Source organism: Aggregicoccus sp. 17bor-14, from assembly GCF_009659535.1.
GTDB lineage: Bacteria > Myxococcota > Myxococcia > Myxococcales > Myxococcaceae > Aggregicoccus.
Genome location: NZ_VJZZ01000002.1, coordinates 101583 through 118184, shown reverse-complemented (window position 1 = coordinate 118184; position 16602 = coordinate 101583). Strand labels below are relative to the sequence as shown.

At 72.9% G+C, this 16602-nt stretch carries 18 protein-coding genes; 10 read left to right on the top strand and 8 right to left on the bottom strand.

All coding sequences use genetic code 11. From position 1 onward, the window contains the following. Nucleotides 1–264 precede the first annotated feature (264 nt). From FGE12_RS04350 to FGE12_RS04330, 5 genes are read left to right on the top strand one after another with little or no spacing between them, the layout of a single operon-like run. Nucleotides 265–1305 carry an HlyD family secretion protein gene (locus FGE12_RS04350; RefSeq protein ID WP_153864991.1) on the top strand — a complete coding sequence of 347 codons (1041 nt, stop codon included), beginning with the start codon at nucleotides 265–267 and terminating at the stop codon, nucleotides 1303–1305. A 2-nt stretch (nucleotides 1306–1307) separates the two neighbouring features. Continuing rightward, nucleotides 1308–2234 carry an ABC transporter ATP-binding protein gene (locus FGE12_RS04345; protein WP_153864990.1) on the top strand — a complete coding sequence of 309 codons (927 nt, stop codon included), beginning with the start codon at nucleotides 1308–1310 and terminating at the stop codon, nucleotides 2232–2234. Further along, nucleotides 2231–3187: an ABC transporter ATP-binding protein gene (locus tag FGE12_RS04340; RefSeq protein ID WP_153864989.1), complete on the top strand. Its 957-nt coding sequence runs from the start codon at nucleotides 2231–2233 to the stop codon at nucleotides 3185–3187. The genes FGE12_RS04345 and FGE12_RS04340 overlap by 4 nt, the downstream gene beginning before the upstream one ends. Then, nucleotides 3184–4311, top strand: a complete 1128-nt coding sequence (locus tag FGE12_RS04335; protein ID WP_153864988.1) for an ABC transporter permease — start codon at nucleotides 3184–3186, stop codon at nucleotides 4309–4311. The genes FGE12_RS04340 and FGE12_RS04335 overlap by 4 nt, the downstream gene beginning before the upstream one ends. Beyond that, entirely contained in the window at nucleotides 4311–5501 is a 1191-nt protein-coding gene (locus tag FGE12_RS04330) for an ABC transporter permease (protein ID WP_153864987.1), read from the top strand. Before FGE12_RS04335 ends, FGE12_RS04330 begins: the two co-directional genes overlap by 1 nt. A gap of 14 nt (nucleotides 5502–5515) precedes the next feature. Here FGE12_RS04330 and FGE12_RS04325 read toward each other — a convergent pair whose 3' ends face one another. Next, a complete protein-coding gene (locus FGE12_RS04325; protein ID WP_153864986.1) occupies nucleotides 5516–6511 on the bottom strand; it encodes a M28 family peptidase in 996 nt (331 codons plus the stop codon). Nucleotides 6512–6684: 173 nt separating this feature from the next. On the opposite strand from FGE12_RS04325, the gene FGE12_RS04320 reads away from it, so the two are divergent. From FGE12_RS04320 to FGE12_RS04305, 4 genes are all read left to right on the top strand, one after another. Beyond that, on the top strand, nucleotides 6685–7278 hold the full coding sequence (locus tag FGE12_RS04320) for a flavodoxin family protein (RefSeq protein WP_153864985.1): 594 nt from the start codon (nucleotides 6685–6687) through the stop codon (nucleotides 7276–7278). A gap of 290 nt (nucleotides 7279–7568) precedes the next feature. Next, nucleotides 7569–8555: a RimK family alpha-L-glutamate ligase gene (locus FGE12_RS04315; RefSeq protein WP_153864984.1), complete on the top strand. Its 987-nt coding sequence runs from the start codon at nucleotides 7569–7571 to the stop codon at nucleotides 8553–8555. 2 nt (nucleotides 8556–8557) lie between these two features. Next, a complete protein-coding gene (locus tag FGE12_RS04310; RefSeq protein WP_153864983.1) occupies nucleotides 8558–9628 on the top strand; it encodes an LLM class flavin-dependent oxidoreductase in 1071 nt (356 codons plus the stop codon). Further along, the gene (locus FGE12_RS04305; protein WP_194797577.1) at nucleotides 9625–10503 is read left to right on the top strand and encodes a DMT family transporter; all 879 of its coding nucleotides are present in this window, start codon (nucleotides 9625–9627) and stop codon (nucleotides 10501–10503) included. The genes FGE12_RS04310 and FGE12_RS04305 overlap by 4 nt, the downstream gene beginning before the upstream one ends. A 66-nt stretch (nucleotides 10504–10569) precedes the next feature. Here FGE12_RS04305 and FGE12_RS04300 read toward each other — a convergent pair whose 3' ends face one another. Beyond that, nucleotides 10570–11028, bottom strand: a complete 459-nt coding sequence (locus FGE12_RS04300; protein WP_153864982.1) for a hypothetical protein — start codon at nucleotides 11026–11028, stop codon at nucleotides 10570–10572. Nucleotides 11029–11046: 18 nt separating this feature from the next. Between FGE12_RS04300 and FGE12_RS04295 the strand changes: the two genes are divergently transcribed. After that, nucleotides 11047–11568, top strand: a complete 522-nt coding sequence (locus FGE12_RS04295; RefSeq protein ID WP_153864981.1) for a hypothetical protein — start codon at nucleotides 11047–11049, stop codon at nucleotides 11566–11568. 73 nt (nucleotides 11569–11641) lie between these two features. Here FGE12_RS04295 and FGE12_RS04290 read toward each other — a convergent pair whose 3' ends face one another. From FGE12_RS04290 to FGE12_RS04265, 6 genes are all read right to left on the bottom strand, one after another. After that, nucleotides 11642–12037 carry a hypothetical protein gene (locus tag FGE12_RS04290; protein ID WP_153864980.1) on the bottom strand — a complete coding sequence of 132 codons (396 nt, stop codon included), beginning with the start codon at nucleotides 12035–12037 and terminating at the stop codon, nucleotides 11642–11644. Between the two features lie 8 nt (nucleotides 12038–12045). Next, a complete protein-coding gene (locus FGE12_RS04285; protein ID WP_153864979.1) occupies nucleotides 12046–12930 on the bottom strand; it encodes a DUF3014 domain-containing protein in 885 nt (294 codons plus the stop codon). 175 nt (nucleotides 12931–13105) lie between these two features. Further along, nucleotides 13106–13636, bottom strand: coding sequence for an alpha/beta hydrolase (locus tag FGE12_RS04280; protein WP_153864978.1), 531 nt, complete (start codon nucleotides 13634–13636; stop codon nucleotides 13106–13108). A 78-nt stretch (nucleotides 13637–13714) separates the two neighbouring features. Next, nucleotides 13715–14788: a succinyl-diaminopimelate desuccinylase gene (gene dapE, locus FGE12_RS04275; protein WP_370458880.1), complete on the bottom strand. Its 1074-nt coding sequence runs from the start codon at nucleotides 14786–14788 to the stop codon at nucleotides 13715–13717. A gap of 10 nt (nucleotides 14789–14798) precedes the next feature. Continuing rightward, the gene (locus FGE12_RS04270) at nucleotides 14799–15437 is read right to left on the bottom strand and encodes a cupin domain-containing protein (protein ID WP_153864977.1); all 639 of its coding nucleotides are present in this window, start codon (nucleotides 15435–15437) and stop codon (nucleotides 14799–14801) included. 150 nt (nucleotides 15438–15587) lie between these two features. Then, nucleotides 15588–16427 (bottom strand): 2,3,4,5-tetrahydropyridine-2,6-dicarboxylate N-succinyltransferase, encoded by an 840-nt coding sequence (locus FGE12_RS04265; RefSeq protein ID WP_153864976.1) that lies wholly within the window; start codon nucleotides 16425–16427, stop codon nucleotides 15588–15590. Between the last annotated feature and the right edge of the window lie 175 nt (nucleotides 16428–16602).

Genomic DNA, 16602 nt, shown 5'->3' with positions numbered 1-16602 from the left:
CACCTTCCCTTCTGCCGCGGGAGGCTACGCCCCCCGCCTGCTCTCTCGCACGCGTTCGTCACGGGTGTTCCGTAGAGCAAGGCGGATGCCGCGGCCCGCACGCCCGGGCCGGGGCACGGAGAGGGCCCGAGGGTGTCAGGGCTTCCGAACGGGGCGTCGGATTTCCTGACAGTGCCCCGGGGCTCCCCAGAGGGGACGCGGGCAGGCACGGCTCTTGCCCCTGGAGTCGCGTGGCCTCCCCTTCCGGAGGCGCCAGGAGAGCCCATGCGCCGCGTCGCCGTCGCCCTCGTCGCCCTCACCCTCGTCCTCTCGGGCCTCATCGCCTTGCGGCTCTGGAAGCAGGCGCGCGCGGAGGCCGCGCCCGCGGGGGGCTCGGGGGAGATCGAGGGCGTGCGCGTGGACCTCTCCAGCCGCGTGGGGGCCCGCATCGCGGCGCTGCACGTGCGCGAGGGCGAGCGGGTGCACAAGGGCCAGCTGCTCGTCACGCTCGACTGCTCGGACGCCGAGGCGCAGCTCGCCGCGGCCCAGGCGAAGCTCGCGGCGGGCCGCGCGCAGCAGGAGGCCGCCGCAGTGCAGGTGGTCTCCGCGCGCAGCAACACCAGCGCCTCTCGGGCCGCCCAGGCCGCGGCGCTCGCCCAGGCGGAGGCGACGGGCGCGCAGCGCGACGCGGCCGAGCGGCAGGCGGCGCGCCTCGCCTCCATCCCCACGGTGATGACGGTGGCCACGGTGGACCAGACGAAGGCGGATGCGGATGCGCTCTCGCACCGGGCCCGGGCGGCGCGCGCGCAGGCCAACGCCAGCGCCGAGCAGGCGCGCGCCGCCGCATCCGCCGTGCGCGCGGCCGATGCGCAGTCCACCGCGGCCGCCGCGATGGTGCACGCGGCGGAGGCGGAGGTGGCGCGCGCCCGGCTGATGGCGGACGAGTGCGCGGTGCACGCCCCGCGCGACGCGGAGGTGGCGGAGCTGCCGCACGAGGCCGGCGAGCTCGTCTCCCCGGGCGCAGTGCTCGCGCGCCTGGTCGACCTGAGCGAGGTGAAGGCCACCTTCTACCTGCCCAACGCGGAGGTGGGCGCGGTGAAGCCCGGCGCCGAGGCCCAGGTGGTGGCGGACGCGTTCCCCCGCGAGACCTTCCGCGCCCACGTGCGCACGGTGGCGCTGGAGGCGGAGTTCACCCCGCGCAACATCCAGACGCGCACCGATCGCGACCGGCTCGTCTACGCGGTGGAGGTGCGCGTGGATAACCCGGGCGGGCGCCTGCGCGACGGGATGCCGGTGCAGGTGACGCTGCCGGGGACGGGGCGCTAGCCATGGCGACGGAGGGCGCGCTCGCGCTGGAGGCCGTGGGGCTGCACAAGCGCTTTGGCACCGTGGAGGCGCTCGCGGGGCTGAGCTTCTCCGTGCGTCGCGGCGAGCTGTACGGGCTGGTGGGGGCGGATGGCGCGGGGAAGACCACGGCGAGCCGCGCGCTCGCGGGGCTGCTCTCGCCGGACGCCGGCACGGCGCGCGTGCTGGGACGCGACCCGGTGCGCGAGGGGAGCGCAGTGCGCGAGCTGCTCGGGCTGATGCCGCAGCAGTTCAGCCTCTACCGCGACCTCACCGTGGCCGAGAACCTCCAGTTCTTCGCGCGGCTCTACGTGCTGCCGCGCGCGACGTACGTGCAGCGCCGCGAGCGGCTGCTGGAGGTGACGCGGCTGGGGCGCTTCCTCGACCGGCGCGCGGACGCGCTCTCGGGCGGGATGTACAAGAAGCTCGCGCTCGCGTGCGCGCTGCTGCACGAGCCCGCGGTGCTCCTCCTGGACGAGCCCACCAACGGCGTGGACCCGGTGAGCCGGCGCGAGCTGTGGGCGCTGCTCTACGAGTTCGTGCAGGAGGGGATGACGGTGCTCGTGTCCACGCCCTACATGGACGAGGCCGAGCGCTGCCACCGGGTGGGGCTGGTGCACCGCGGCCGCCTCCTGCTCGAGGGCGAGCCGCGCGTGCTGCTGCAGCGCTTCGCGCACGAGGTGTACGAGGTGCACGGCGGCGAGCGGCGCGAGGTGGACGCAGCGCTCGCGCACCTTCCCGCGGTGCAGGCCGCGTCTCCTGCCGGCGCACGGCTGCGCGTCGTGGTGACGCACGGTGAGGGCGACGCCGTGTTGCGCGGGCTCGCGCCGCTGGGTGCGCACCTCGTGCCCGCGCGGGCGGACTTCGAGGACCTCTTCCTCTCGCGGCTGCGCGAGGAGGAGGCGTCATGAGTGGCGAGGGCTCCAGCGATGTCTCCATCGTCGCGCGCGGCCTCAGCCGCCACTTCGGCACCTTCCGCGCGGTGGACGACGTGAGCTTCGAGGTGGGGCGCGGAGAGATCTTCGGCTACCTGGGGGCGAACGGCGCGGGCAAGAGCACCACCATCCGCATGCTCACGGGGCTGCTCGCGCCGAGCGGTGGCGAGGCCTGGGTGGCGGGGCACGACGTGGGGCGCGCGCCCGAGTCGGTGAAGGCCTCCATCGGGTACATGTCCCAGAAGTTCTCGCTCTACCTGGACCTGCCGGTGCTGGAGAACCTGCTCTTCTTCGGCGGGGCGTACGGCCTGAGCGGGCGCGCGCTGCGGCTGCGCGCGGCGGAGCTGCTCGAGCGCACGGACCTCGCGGGGCTGGAGGACGCAACCACGGGCTCGCTGCCCGGCGGGCTGCGCCAAAGGCTCGCGCTCTGCAGCGCGCTGCTGCACCGCCCGCAGGTGGTGTTCCTGGACGAGCCCACGGCCGGCGTGGACCCGGTGGCCCGGCGCGTCTTCTGGCGCCTCATCCGCGAGGTGGCCGACGAGGGGACCACCGTGTTCGTGACGACGCACTACCTCGACGAGGCGGAGTACTGCGCGCGCATCGGACTCATGGTGGACGGGCGCCTGGTGGCGCTGGACACGCCCGCGGGGCTCAAGCGCACCTGGGTGCCGGAGCGGGTGCTCGCGGTGAGCGGGCGCAACCTGCTCGCCGCGAGCCGTGCGCTCTCGGGTCAGCCCGGCGTGCGCGACGTGGCGCCCTTCGGTGGCGGGCTGCACGTGCGGGTGGAGCAGGGGCTCGCTCCGGAGGCGCTGGTCGCGCGGCTCAGTGCGGCCGGTGCGAGCGAGGTGGTGGCCGAGGTCGCCGAGCCCTCGCTCGAGGACGTGTTCCTCGCGGTGGTGGGCAAGAGCGCGAAGGAGCAGGCGGCATGAGGTCCTCGATGAAGCACGCCCTGCTGCGCACCGGCGCCATCGCCGCGAAGGAGGCGCTGCACATCCGGCGCGACCCGCGCATGCTCTACCTCGCGCTGGGGATGCCGGTGCTGATGCTGCTGCTCTTCGGCTACGGGGTGAGCTTCGACCTGGACCACATCGCGCTCGCGTGGGTGGACCCGGCGCCCACCGCCTCCTCGCGGCAGCTCGCGCGTGCCTTCCAGGGCTCGGGGGAGTTCGAGCTGCAGCCCGTGGACAGCGTGGACGAGGTGCAGCGCCGGATGCGGCGTGGCGCGCTCTACGGCGCGGTAGTGGTGCCGCGCGACTTCGAGGAGCGCCTGCTCGAGCGCAAGACCGCCCCGGTACAACTGCTGGTCGAGGGCTCCGACGCGGTGAGCGCGAACCAGGTGCTCTCGAAGGCGGATGCCGTCGTGCGCAACGCCTCGCGCGAGCTCACGGGCGCTCCGCGCATGACGCCGCCGGTGCAGGTGCGGGTGTGGACGCTCTACAACCCCGAGGCGCGCAGCGCGCTGTTCATGGTGCCGGGACTCGCGGCCTACCTGCTCGCCATCTGCGCGGTGCTGCTCACGGCGCTCACCATCGCCGGCGAGTGGGAGCGCGGCTCGATGGAGCAGCTCTTCGCCTCGCCCGTGGGCCGGCTGGAGATCGTCCTGGGCAAGCTCGTGCCCTACCTCGTCCTCGGGATGCTGCAGCTCTTGCTCGTGCTCGCGTTCGGTGCCACCGCCTTCGACGTGCCGCTGCGCGGCAGCCTCCCGCTGCTCTTCGTCGCGGGGCTGCTCTTCCTCGTGGGGATGCTGGGGCAGGGGCTGCTCATCTCGGTGGTGGCGAAGAACCAGCTCGTGGCCACGCAGGCCGGGGCGCTGAGCGCGCTGCTGCCCTCGATGCTCCTGTCCGGGATGATCTTCCCCGTGCAGAACATGCCCCTGCCCCTGCGGCTGCTCTCGCAGGTCATCCCCGCGCGGCACCTGGTGTACGTGCTGCGCGGCGTGCTGCTCAAGGGCAACGGCTTCGCCACGCTGTGGCCCAGCCTGCTTGCGCTCGCGGCGTTCGCCGTCGCGGTCATTGCGCTCGCCACCCGGCGCTTCGAGCGGAGGGTCGCGTGATGCAAGAGCGTTCTCTCGAGGACCTGCCCTCCCCTACCCCGCTGCGCGAGGTGCCCGCGCCGCCGCGCATCTCGCGCCGCGTGCAGCTGCGGGCGGTGGTGCGCAAGGAGGTGCGCCAGACGGTGCGCGACCGCCGGATGATGTTCCTGCTGGTGATGGCGCCGCTGATTCAGACCGTGCTCTTCGGCTTCGCGGTGGACTTCGACGTGGACCGCGTGCCGACCGCGGTGGTGGACCGCGACGGCAGCGCGGAGAGCCGGCTGCACACGCGCCGCCTCCTCGCGGACGGCACCCTGCGCGAGCAGGCGCGCGCGCCGAGCGCGGAGGACGCGCAGAGGGCCATCGACGAGGGACAGGTGGCCGCGGCCCTGGTGCTGCCGCCGCGGCTCGGGCGCGACCTGCTCGCGGGGCGCCCCGCGCAGGTGCAGGTGCTGCTGGACGGCACGGACCCGAACCGGGCGAACGTGGTCGCGGGCGCGGTGTCGCGCTACTTCGGCGAGGTTAACGAGGGGCTCATGCGCGAGCGCGCCGGTGCCGCTGCCCCCGGGGGCGTGAGCGCCGTGCCGCGCGTGCTCTACAACCCGAGCCTGCGCACGCCGCCCTTCATGGTGCCCGGTGTGATGGCGATGCTGCTGTTGGTGGTGACCACCATCGTCACCGCGATGGGTCTCGCGCGCGAGCGCGAGATGGGCACGCTGGAGCAGGTGCTGGTGACGCCGCTCGAGCCGCTCTCCCTGCTTGCCGGGAAGATGGCGCCCTTCTTCGTCATCGGCCTGGTGGACGTGATGCTGGTGCTGGCCTTCGGCACCTGGCTCTTCGACGTGCCATTGCGCGGACCCTTGCCGGTGCTCGCGCTGGGGGCGCTGCTCTACCTGCTGAGCACGTTGGGCGTGGGGCTGCTCATCTCCACTGTCTCCGGCAGCCAGCAGCAGGCGTTCCTCGGCGGCTTCCTCTTTACCCTTCCCGCCATCCTGCTCTCGGGCGTGATGACGCCGGTGAGCGGGATGCCCGTGTGGCTGCAGTGGGCCACGCGGCTCAACCCGGTGCGCTACTTCGTGGAGCTGCTGCGCGCGGTGCTGCTGCGGGGCGCGGGGCTCGCGGAGGTGTGGCCGCAGCTGCTCGCGCTGCTCGTCTTCGGGCTGGCCATCCTCGGGTTCGCCACGCTGCGCTTCCGCAAGCGGCTCGGATAGCGCGGGCGCTTCCCTCATCCCTGCGCGAGCGACTCGAGCGCGCAGTGCAGCGCCTCCACCACCTGCGCCATGCGCGGGTAGTCGAGCGTGTCCCAGGTGTCGTCGGCGCGGTGGTAGCGCTCGTTTCGCAGGAACGCGGTGTCGGTGATCATCAGCGCGGGGAAGCCCTGGTCCCAGAAGCTCGCGTGGTCGGAGAGGTCCACGCCCACCACGCTGCGCGGCGCATTGAGGCTCTCCACCGGGATGCCGCCCGCCGAGCGCATCCCGGCCTTTACCTCCGCCACCAGCGCCTCGCCGCCCAGGGTCCCCACCACGCCGATGAAGTTTCCCGCGTCCGGGTAGAGCATCTTCATCCCCGGCACCGGGTACTGCTGGCTCCCCTTCGCATCCGAGAAGCAGCCGAGCATCTCGAGCGAGAGCATCGCACGCACCTTCACGCCCGCCTTCTTCAGCCCGCGCGCGTGCACCGCACTGCCCATGTTCTGTGAGCCGAAGAAGGGCGGCTCCTCGAGCACGAAGGCGACGAGGTCCACGCGCATCGTGGGAGGCCTCTTGCCCAGCAACTGCGCGAGCTCGAGCAGCCCGGCGACGCCGCTCGCGTTGTCGTCCGCACCTGGCGTCCCCTGCACCGCGTCGTAGTGCGCGCCCACCACGAGCCGCTCCCCGGTCTCCGGCCCGAAGCTCGCCACCACGTTGTGGAAGGTGTCGCCGTACACCTCGAAGGGCTCGCGTCTCACGCGGCCCCCGGCCCCCTTCAGTGAGGCCTCGAGGTAGCGCGCCGCGCGCTCCAGGTTCTCCGGGTGCTCGTAATCGCGCGGGTGCAGCGTCTCGCTCAGGGCGCGCACGTGGGCCTTCAAGCGCTGCGGGTCGACGGGAGAGGGCATGCAGGTGGGCGCGGTGCGGCGCTGTGGCTGGCTCACCCACGCCGCTGCACCGAGGATGAGGCTCCAGAGAGACACCAGGACTCCGAGCGCGAGCCAGGAACGCTTGCCCTTCCAGAAGTGCGCCATGTCCTCTCCCTCGGCAAGGTGCGGCGTGGCCTCTCGGGTGCCTGGCAGGGAGGGCACCCTGGCCCGCGGGCCACCTCCCGCACTTGCGAAGCGCAAGCCAGTGCGGGAAACGCTCCGCAGGCCCGCGCATCCCAGCGCCCACCGCCTCTGTGCCTGCGCCCGCTCCTGCCAAAATGTCCACCTCTCCTGCCGCCGACCGCCACTTCCTCTTCCTGCTCTCCAGCGCCCGCGCCGAGGGCAACACCGAGCTGCTCGCGCGCCGCGCCGCCGCGAGCCTCCCCGCCTCGGTGAAGCAGACCTGGGTGAGCCTCGATGCACTCGGGCTCCCGCCCTTCCTGGACCTGCGCCACACGCCGGGCGGCTACCCGCCGCTCACCGAGCCCCTCTCCGGTCTCTACCGCCAGACGGTGGCCGCGACGGACCTGGTCTTCGTCGCGCCCACCTACTGGTACAGCCTGCCCACCTCCGCGAAGCTGTACCTCGACCACTGGTCGGGGATGTTCCGGGTCCCGGGTCTCGACTTCCGCGCGAAGATGGTGGGCCGCACGCTGTGGCTCGTCACGGTGAACTCGGACGACCCGGGCGTGGACGAGGGCAGCGCGCCGCTGGTGCAGACGCTGCGGCTCACGGCGGACTACATGAAGATGCGCTTCGGAGGCGCGGTGGTGGGCCACGGCTCGCGCCCCGGCGACGTGCTGCAGGACGCGGCCGCGCTCGCGCAGGCGGAGGCGCTGTTCGTGCGAGGGCCCGCGAGCGCGGCCGCTTGACTCCGCGCAGGCCGCGCGATTACCTCTCCCCCGTCCGCATGCCCTTCACCTCCGCTACCTGCTGCTGCTGTCTCTGTCGCGCCGCCTGTCGTGCGGTCAGCGAGGGAGCCAGCGTGCACGCGTAGTCGGGAAGCGCCCCCATCGGACGCCCCAAGCGTCGCCCCGGTCCTCGAGACGAGCGGACCGGGGCGTTGTCGTTTTCAGGGCGCCCCTTGCAGCATGCAGCCCCGCTCATCCCGAGGACCTCCCAGGCGGCGATTCCACCCGCTGGTCAACCCGAGGTCCTCCGCATGAAGCCCATCGCCATCCTCCACGAGCATCCCGACTGGTTCCGCCCGCTCTTCCACACGCTGGAGCGCCGCCGCGTCCCCTACGTGCGCCTGGACGCGAGCGCGCACGTGTACGACCCGCGCGAGCGCCACGTGCCCTACTCGCTCGTCTTCAACCGCGCGAGCCCCAGCGCCTACCTGCGCGGGCATTCACAGAGCACCTTCCACACGCAGCACTGGCTGCGCCACCTGCGGCGGCTCGGCGTGCCGGTGGTGAACGGCGCCCGCGCCTACGAGACGGAGCTGAGCAAGGCGCTGCAGCTCGAGCTCGCCGAGGAGCTGAACCTGCCCACCCCGCGCGCCCGCGTCTTCAACCATCCCTCGCGCGCACTCGAGGCGGCTGCCGGCCTGCGCTTCCCCGTGCTGGTGAAGGCGAACGTGGGCGGCAGCGGCGCGGGCATCCGCGCGTACGGGACCGAGGCCGAGCTCGCGCGCGCCGTGGAGGCGGGCACGCTGGAGCTGGGCCCGGATGGCACCGCGCTCTTGCAGGAGCTCGCACCCCTGCAGGGTGGCCACATCACGCGCGTGGAGCTGCTGGGCGGCAAGTTCCTCTACGCGATCAACGTCTACCCGGCCGAGAACTCCTTCAACCTCTGCCCCGCGGACGTGTGCCAGACCACCGACGGCGCGGCGCTCGCGCGCGGTGCGTGCGCGCTGGATGCGCCGAAGAACGGGATGCGCGTGGAGGCGGCGACGCCACCACCGCACGTCATCTGGCAGGCGGAGACGCTCATCCGCCGCGCTGGCATCGACGTGGGAGGCATCGAGTACCTCGTGGATGCGCGCGACGGGCAGCACTACTTCTACGACGTGAACGCGCTCTCCAACTTCGTCGCGGACCCGCTGCGAGTGGTGGGCTTCGACCCCTTCGAGCGGCTGGTGGACTTCCTCGTCGCGCGCGCCGAGGGCGCGAACCCGTCCGACCTCGACGTCGGGGAGGCGGCCTAGTCATGCGCTACGGATACTGGCTCCCCGTCTTCGGCGGCTGGCTGCGCAACGTGCAGGACGAGGCGATGGAGACCTCGTGGGCGTACGTGCAGCGGCTCGCGCGGCGCAGTGAGGTGCTCGGCTACGACCTCACGCTCATCGCCGAGCTCTTCATGAACGACATCAAGGGCATCGATGCGCCCAGTCTCGACGCGTGGAGCACCGCAGCGGCGCTCGCGGCGGTGACCGAGCGGCTCGAGCTGATTGTGGCGGTGCGGCCCACGTTCCACTCCCCCGCCCTGCTCGCGAAGCAGGCGGCGAACATCGACCACATCAGCAACGGGCGGCTCAGCCTCAACGTGGTGAGCAGCTGGTGGCAGGACGAGGCGCGCCGCTACGGCGTGCACTTCGAGGAGCACGACGACCGCTACGCGCGCACCGAGGACTGGCTGCAGGTGCTCGACGGCGTGTGGAAGGAGCCGCGCTTCAGCCACCAGGGCAAGTACTACCGGGTGGACGGGACCATCCTCGAGCCCAAGCCCCTGGTGCGCGGCTACCGCCGCCGGCCCACGCTGTACGCGGGCGGCGAGAGCGAGGCGGCGAAGAGGCTCATCAGCCGCGCCTGCGATGCGTACGTGATGCACGGGGACGCGCCGGAGACGGTGGCGGCGAAGATTGCGGACATGCAGCGCCGGCGCGCGGAGTGGAAGCTGCCGCCGCTGCAGTTCGGGATGGCGGCGTACACCATCGTGCGGCCCACCGAGGCCGAGGCGAAGCGGGAGCTCGCGCGCATCACGAACGTGCAGGAGGGCAGCCCGGGCTACCAGAACTACCGCGACTGGGTGGCGCACACGAAGCTGGAGAGCGCGCTCAGCCTGCAGGACTACTCGGTCTCCAACCGCGGCCTGCGGGCGGGGCTGGTGGGAACGCCGGACCAGGTGGCCGAGCGCGTGCTCGCCTTCGAGCGCGCGGGGGTGGACCTGCTGCTCCTGCAGTGCAGCCCCCAGCTGGAGGAGATGGAGAACTTCAGCCGCGAGGTGATGCCGCGGGTACGTGACGCGCGGGCGGCCGCCCGCTATGTCCCGGCTGCGTGAACACCGCCCTGCTCACCCTGCTCGCCCTCCTGGGCTTTGCCGCGAACTCGCTGTTGTGCCGCGCTGCCCTCTCGGGCGGCGCGGCTCGCAGCATCGATGCGGCGAGCTTCACGCTGGTGCGGCTGGTGGCGGGGGCGTTGGTCCTCGCGCTGCTGGTGCGGATGCGCCGGCAGCGCGAGCGGGGGCAGAAGGGCACGTGGCGCTCGGCGCTCGCGCTCTTCGCGTACGCGGCGGGCTTCAGCCTCGCGTACGTGCGCATCGGCGCGGGGGTGGGGGCGCTGCTGCTCTTCGGCCTCGTGCAGCTCACCATGCTCACGGCGGGGCTCGTGCGCGGGGAGCGGCCGCGGGCGCTCGAGTGGGTGGGGCTCGCGGTGGCGCTGGCGGGATTGCTCGGCCTCACGCTTCCGGGCGCGAGCGCTCCGGACGCAGTGGGTGCACTGCTGATGGCGGGGGCCGGCGTGGCGTGGGGCGTGTACAGCCTGCGCGGGCGCGGAAGCACGGATCCGCTCGCGGCGACGGCGGGGAACTTCCTGCGCGGCGTGCCCTTCGCGCTCGCGCTGTGGCTGCTCGCCCTGCCCTTCGCGGGTGCGCCGCACGCGACGGTCAAGGGGCTGGTGCTCGCGGCGGCCTCGGGCGTGCTCGCCTCAGGTGTCGGCTACAGCCTCTGGTACGCGGCGCTTCCGCACCTGAGCAGTGCGCGCGCGGCGATCGTGCAACTGAGCGTGCCGGTGCTCGCAGCGGCGGGAGCCGTGCTGCTCCTGCACGAGCCCCTCACCCAGCGCCTCGTGCTGGGCGGAGCAGGCCTTCTCCTCGGAGTCCTCGTGTCCCTGAGAGCGAAGACTGTCCCCTCTCCCCCTGGGAGAGGGAAAGGGTGAGGGAAGAGAGCGCAGCCGTGCTCCTCGAGGCCTGCTGCGCATCACCGCATCCGTAGAGCAGTGGGGCTACTTCGGCGAGAGCGCCCGCGCCGCGGCGCGCTCGAGGTCGGCACAGAGCGCACGGGACACACCTTTGGGACAAGCCGTCCGGGCATTCTCCGCCACTCGCCTCAGATCGTCCTCCGACGCCGAGGCATCGACGTGCCGCAGGACGAAGGCGAGGAAGGCACGGTCGGTTCGTGCGAGCCTGGCGAGCTCCGCGACCTGGCTCCAGCGCTGCGCGAGTGTGGAGGTCACGAGCTCGGAGTACCCCTCGGCCAGGGCGCCATCGTCACACCGTGCCGGATACCGCGCCTGCACCTGCTGAACCTGGAGCCAGAGCCCACGCTCCCCGGTGCGAGCTCGCACCGTGAGTTGCTGGAGCTCTCCATCCAGAGGGCCGCACGGATCGCCATCGGCATGCGCAGGCGCTCCCGACCCGAGCACGAGCGTGGCGAGGAGGAGCAGAGCCGGAGCAGAGCGCATGGTGGTAGATCTAAGCCCATGAAGCCTGCACTCGTCGCCTTCCTCCTCTCTGCACTGGCCGTCGCCGCTGCGAGCCCGAAAGAGGCGGGCGAGGTGGAGCGGGCCCGCGCGCTCCTGGCGCAGCGCCTACCGGACGTGACGTGGAGGGCAGCGACCGCCCTGCGCGCGGACGTGACGCTCGATGGCCGGGCGGACGTCGTGATGTTGGGAGTGCGTGGCACGGCGGCCGTGGTGGCGGTGGTGGCGGGTCCCGTGGGCGCGGGAACCCAGCATTGGGTCCGCACCTTCGAGGCGGACGGCCTGTGCGCAACCGCCGAGCAGGCCACCCTCACGCTCGAGCCACTCGGACTCCCGCTCGAGGAGTGGGGGTGCTCGGGCGGAGCGAAGGGTCCCGAGTGCGAGAAGGTCCGTGCGCTGCAGCAGCGGCTGACGCGTGCGAGCCAGCAGCAGGGCTCGCGCGGCGTCGTGCTCTCGGCCGGCGACTGCGACGCGTTCCACCTCTACTTCGATGGAACGGAGCTCGCGTGGTGGCGCCGCTGACGGACGTAACCCTTCTGGAGTGCGCAGCGATGGTGCGACAGCCGTAGCGACGGCATCTCGCTCGGTTCGGCGCCTAGGGCTTGTCTCGGAGCTGCAGCGCTCCGTACTCCTCCTCGTTGCAGAAGGTCACGTTGTACCAGATGAGATCTCGGTACTCCGGAACCACCTCCTCCTCCGCATCGAGGCCGGGGATGATGCGCAGCGTCTGCTCTGCAGCCTGGGCGACCTGCTCGCGCCAGGGCAGTGCTGGCGGCACCTCGGTCTCCCAGTGGATGACGCAGGACTGGCCATCGAGCGTAGGGAGGAGCCCGAGGAAGTGCCCATCCTCGGCAATCCACGCCTCGCCTCCCAAAATCAGGAGGCTCGCATCAGCGAGCTCCCGCACGGCGCGAGGCAGCTCTGCCTTGCGCCACGCGTACTCCTGCGATGTCGAGACGAAGGCCGTGCCGAGGAGGGATGGGGGAAGCATCCTCCTCACTACCCTCCAGCGTCCACGGTACCCGCGTCCGCCGCGCCCGCATCCGGCTGCACCGCCGCGCCGCCGTCCACGCCCGCAGGCAGCGGCAGCCCCAGCGCCCCGGCCAGCTCCGCAAGCTTCACCTGCACCTTGCGCTGGTTCTCCGGCCCCATGCGCAGCAGGTGCTTCTCGCTCGCGCTGCGCGCCTCCATGTCCTCGTCCGCGAAGGTGTACATGGCGCCCTTCGCCTTCACCTGGATGTCCCCGTCCGGCACGGGCACGGCGACGAGCTTCCCGATGGCGCCGGCCAGCGCCTGCTCGAAGGTGTTTCCGGGCGGGGCAATCTCACCGTACGCGGAGTCCAGCAGCGGCTTGAGCTCCTGGTACACGCGGTTCACGCTCTGCGTGTCCACGGAGGTCACGGCACGCGCCACGGGGTCGTAGCGGCTGAAGCTCTCCGGCGCGATGACGACCTTGCCGCCGCGCTTCGAGGTCACCTTGAAGGGGCCCTGGGGCGCCATGAAGGGCAGCTGCGTGCGGGGGCTCTCGCCGTTGCCGATGGCCGTCACCGCGGAGACGAAGCGGCGCACCAGGTCCTCGGCCATGAGCCAGCGGGTGAAGTCAGGGTCCTTGGACAGCTGGCCCACCACCTCGCGCACGTGCGGGTCGGTGCCGGAGAGCGAGGCGGGCGCGGGCGCCGCGGGGCCCGCGTCGGCGACGGGCACCTGGGGCACGTTCACGTCCGGCAGCTTCGGCGCGCGCAGGAAGAAGTACCAGGCGGCCACGCCCAGCAGCACGGCGAGCCCCAGCGCGAGGAAGATGGGCCAGCGCGGGTGGTGCACCGGCGGCGGCTGGAAGGGAGGCGGATGCGAGCCGGGGGGCGGGGGGCCGTGCAGGTCGGTCATGGTGTCCTCCTCGAGGTTGCAAGCGGAGCGCCGGGGCGCGAGGTCCCCTGCGCAGTGAACACGCACCGGGTGCGGCGCAGTGCAGGGCCGCGGTGCATGAGGCCACAGGACCACGGGCCGCGTCGCGGGGGCCGCACTCCGGGGGGCGAGAACTCAACGCTCCGTGCGCCCGCGCTCACCCGAGCCCCTGCAGCAGCGCCCAGCCCTGCGGCCAGTCCCCCAGCCCCGAGGCCGTGTTGAGGTGCCCCACGGCCCCTGCGTCCACGAAGCGGCTGCCCCACGCGCGCGCGAGCTCGCGCGAGGCGGAGAGGCTCGCGTAGGGGTCGTCGCTCGAGGCGACGAGCACGGAAGGAAAGGGCAGCGGGCGTGCGGGCACGGGCGCGAAGGGGCGCAGCACGTCGAGCACGTCGGGCCGCGCCAGGTCTGGCGGCGCCACCAGCAGTGCGGCCTTCACCGGCCGGCTCATGCGCGCCGCCCAGTGCACCACCGTGCTGCAGCCGAGCGAGTGCGCGACGAGCACGGGCGGCGCAGCGCAGCGGGCGATGGCCGCGTCCAGCGTCCTCACCCACGCCTCCAGCTCGGGCTGCTGCCAGTCGGCCTGCTCCACGCGCACGCTGCCCGCGGGAAGGCGCGGCACCCACAGCGTCTGCCAGTGCTGCGGCCCGGAGTTGTCCAGGCCGGGGACGATCACGACGGGCGAGCCCATGCGGCGCATCCTCGCACGCTCGCTGGTCAGGGACAGCAATCCCTCACCCCGACCCTCTCCCAGGGGGAGAGGGGACAGTCACGCGGCGCGCTGCAGGAAGGCGGCGAGCTTCTCGTACGCCACCGCGAGCGCCGGGATGCTGCAGCTCTCGTTCGCCTGGTGGGCCTGCGCCGTCTCGCCGGGGCCGAAGTTCACCGCGTCCACGCCGAACTGGCTGAAGCGCGCCACGTCCGTCCAGGCCTGCTTGCTCGCGGCCGGCAGCCCCGTGAGCTGCAGCAGCTGGCGGTAGAGCGGGTTCTGCGCGCAGACGCGGCCGCTCGGGGCGAGGTCGGTGAAGCTCACCTCGGCCCGGCCGGCGACGAGCCTGCGCACGTCCTCCTGCGCGGCCTCGAGGCTCTTGCCGGGAGCGAAGCGGTAGTTGAGGTTGAGCTCGAAGCGCTCGGGCACGACGTTGCGCGCGCGGCCGCCCTCGGCCCGGGTGATGCTCATCACCTCGTAGAAGGCGAAGCCTTCGTGGAGCACCTCCACGCGCGGCCGGGCGAGCAGCTCCGCGAGCAGCGGGCCCGCCTTGTGGATGGCGTTCTCGCCCTGCCAGGGCCGCGCGGAGTGCGCGCTGCGGCCGGAGAAGCGCAGCGTCACGTGGAGGCTGCCCACGCAGCCCACCTGCACCACGTTGTCCGTGGGCTCCATCGCGATGCCGAAGTGCACGCGCGAGAGCTGCGGCACGTGCTCGAAGAGGGGGCCGAGGCCGCTCTCGAGGTAGGGCCCCTCCTCGCGCTCGTAGAGCATGAGGAGCAGGTTCACCGGCAGCTCCGCGCGGGGCAGCTGCTCGGCGAGCGCCATCATCACCGCGAGCCCGCCCTTCATGTCGCTCGCGCCCAGGCCGTACACGCGCTCGCCCTCGAGCCGCGCGGGCGCGTCCCCGGGGTGCGCGGGCACGGTGTCCAGGTGGCCCACGAGCGCCACCGTGGGGCGCGGGTCCTCGAGCCGCCCCACCACGAGCGAGTGGCCGTGGCGCACCACCTGCTCGCGCGCGAAGTGCTGCAGCGCCCAGCGCTCCATGTGGTCCGCGAGCGGCCCCTCCTGCCCGATGGGGCTCGCGATGCGGCAGAGGTCCAGGGTGCGCTGGGCGAGGGCGGCGGCGGTCGTCACGCTGCGCACCCTAGCGCCCGGGCACCGGCTCGTCGAAGGTCGTGTGGCCCTCGAAGAGCGCGGCGGCGAGGCAGTCCACGTCCGGCAGGATGCTGAAGGCGTGGGTGGTGCCGTCCGCCTGCTCGAAGGTCTCGCCGGGCCAGGTCTCCTCGCCGGTCTCCTCGCGCATCCCGCCCTCCAGCACCAGCGTCCACTCGCGGCCGTGGTGGGTGTGGCGCGGGTAGCGGCTGCCGGCGCGCATGCGGGCGAAGGCCGCGAGCATCCCGGCGCGCGCGGGGCCCGTCTCCACCGGCACCACGTCCACGTCCGGCGTGGGGCCGGGCTGCCAGGCGGCGGGGTCGCTCAGGGTGCGCAGCAGCGCGCGGGCGCGCGCCTCGTCCAGGTCGAAGAGCTGCGCCACGCGGCCGGCGTGGTACGCGAGGCGCTCCGGCCCCTGCATCTCGGCGAGGAGCCCTTCGAGCACCGGCGGCGGCGGGGCGACCGCGGGCGCCAGCGCGCCCACCGCGAGGCGCAGGCGCGCGAGCTCCGCGCGGCAGCCGGCGCAGCGCGCGAGGTGCGCCTCGGCACGCGCCTGCGCGTGCGCCGGGAGCGTCCCCAGCGCGAGGTCCGGGAGGAGGTCTTCGAGGTGTTCGGGGTGGGGCTCGCTCATGGCTCAGCGCGCAGGCCACAGCGGCCCTGCGCTCTGTCCAAGGTTACGGGCGCGGGCCCGCAGCGGATGCGTGTTCGCGCGTGCCGTCGAGGGTTTTCCTCGCGAACCCTCGACAAGCGCCGGACGAAGCTCCGACAGGGCCCCGAGCCGCTACACCGCGACGGCGAAGTCGCGCAGGGCGGCGTTGAGGCTGGTCTTCTGGTCGGTGCTCTTCGTGCGCTGCCCGATGATGAGCGCGCAGGGCACGCTGAAGCGCCCGGCGGGGAACTGCTTCTCGCGCATGCCGGGGATGACCACGCTGCGCGCCGGGACCCGGCCCTTGTAGACCTTCTCCTCGGGGCCGGTGACGTCGATGATCTGGGTGGAGGCGGTGAGCACCACGTTGGCCCCCAGCACGGCCTCCTCCTCCACCACCACGCCCTCCACCACGATGCAGCGGCTGCCCACGAAGGCGCCGTCCTCGATGATGACGGGGCTCGCGGCGGGTGGCTCGAGCACGCCGCCCAGCCCCACGCCGCCGGACAGGTGCACGCCCTTGCCCACCTGCGCGCAGGAGCCCACGGTGGCCCAGGTGTCCACCATGGTGCCCGCGCCCACGCGCGCCCCGATGTTCACGTAGCCGGGCATCACCACCGCGCCGCGCTCCACGTGCGCGCCGTAGCGCACCACGCCCGGCGGCACCACGCGCACGCCGGCCGCCTCGAGCCCCTTCTTCAGGGGCACCTTGTCGTGGAACTCGAAGGGGCCCACCTCCATCACCTTCATCTCGCTCAGCGCGAAGAAGAGCAGGATGGCCTCCTTCACCCACGCGTGCGTGCGCCAGGTGCCGGTGGTCGCGTCCTTCTCGGCGACGCGCAGGCTCCCCGCGTCCAGCAGCGCGAGCGTGTCGCGCACCGCCTGGGCGTGGCCTGCGTCCTTGAGCAGCGCGCGGTCCGCGAACGCCGCGCTCACCTGGGCCTGCAGCTTCTCGAGGTTCTGGGGTGTCTCCATGGCAACGGCGCTTAAAGCGCAAATGCGCGCAGAGGCGAAGGGACTTGTTGACTCGCGGCGCGAAGCGGCTCCTGTCGTCCGCACGTCTTATTGCCCCGGAGGGCTTGAAGCGGGGCGCGCGGGTGGGGTTGGCTAGCACCTGGACGCACCCCGAGGGCACGGCCCACCGGGACAT

Excerpts from the sequence above, each read along its gene's own strand:
- FGE12_RS04320 (WP_153864985.1), top strand. The coding sequence starts at position 6,685 with ATGTCCACCTCTCCTGCCGCCGACCGCCACTTCCTCTTCCTGCTCTCC.
- FGE12_RS04335 (WP_153864988.1), top strand. The coding sequence starts at position 3,184 with ATGAGGTCCTCGATGAAGCACGCCCTGCTGCGCACCGGCGCCATCGCC.
- FGE12_RS04285 (WP_153864979.1), bottom strand. The coding sequence starts at position 12,930 with ATGACCGACCTGCACGGCCCCCCGCCCCCCGGCTCGCATCCGCCTCCC.
- FGE12_RS04325 (WP_153864986.1), bottom strand. The coding sequence starts at position 6,511 with ATGGCGCACTTCTGGAAGGGCAAGCGTTCCTGGCTCGCGCTCGGAGTC.
- FGE12_RS04350 (WP_153864991.1), top strand. The coding sequence starts at position 265 with ATGCGCCGCGTCGCCGTCGCCCTCGTCGCCCTCACCCTCGTCCTCTCG.
- FGE12_RS04280 (WP_153864978.1), bottom strand. The coding sequence starts at position 13,636 with ATGGGCTCGCCCGTCGTGATCGTCCCCGGCCTGGACAACTCCGGGCCG.
- FGE12_RS04265 (WP_153864976.1), bottom strand. The coding sequence starts at position 16,427 with ATGGAGACACCCCAGAACCTCGAGAAGCTGCAGGCCCAGGTGAGCGCG.
- FGE12_RS04330 (WP_153864987.1), top strand. The coding sequence starts at position 4,311 with ATGCAAGAGCGTTCTCTCGAGGACCTGCCCTCCCCTACCCCGCTGCGC.
- FGE12_RS04300 (WP_153864982.1), bottom strand. The coding sequence starts at position 11,028 with ATGCGCTCTGCTCCGGCTCTGCTCCTCCTCGCCACGCTCGTGCTCGGG.
- FGE12_RS04345 (WP_153864990.1), top strand. The coding sequence starts at position 1,308 with ATGGCGACGGAGGGCGCGCTCGCGCTGGAGGCCGTGGGGCTGCACAAG.
- FGE12_RS04340 (WP_153864989.1), top strand. The coding sequence starts at position 2,231 with ATGAGTGGCGAGGGCTCCAGCGATGTCTCCATCGTCGCGCGCGGCCTC.
- FGE12_RS04295 (WP_153864981.1), top strand. The coding sequence starts at position 11,047 with ATGAAGCCTGCACTCGTCGCCTTCCTCCTCTCTGCACTGGCCGTCGCC.
- FGE12_RS04270 (WP_153864977.1), bottom strand. The coding sequence starts at position 15,437 with ATGAGCGAGCCCCACCCCGAACACCTCGAAGACCTCCTCCCGGACCTC.
- FGE12_RS04315 (WP_153864984.1), top strand. The coding sequence starts at position 7,569 with ATGAAGCCCATCGCCATCCTCCACGAGCATCCCGACTGGTTCCGCCCG.
- FGE12_RS04290 (WP_153864980.1), bottom strand. The coding sequence starts at position 12,037 with ATGCTTCCCCCATCCCTCCTCGGCACGGCCTTCGTCTCGACATCGCAG.
- FGE12_RS04310 (WP_153864983.1), top strand. The coding sequence starts at position 8,558 with ATGCGCTACGGATACTGGCTCCCCGTCTTCGGCGGCTGGCTGCGCAAC.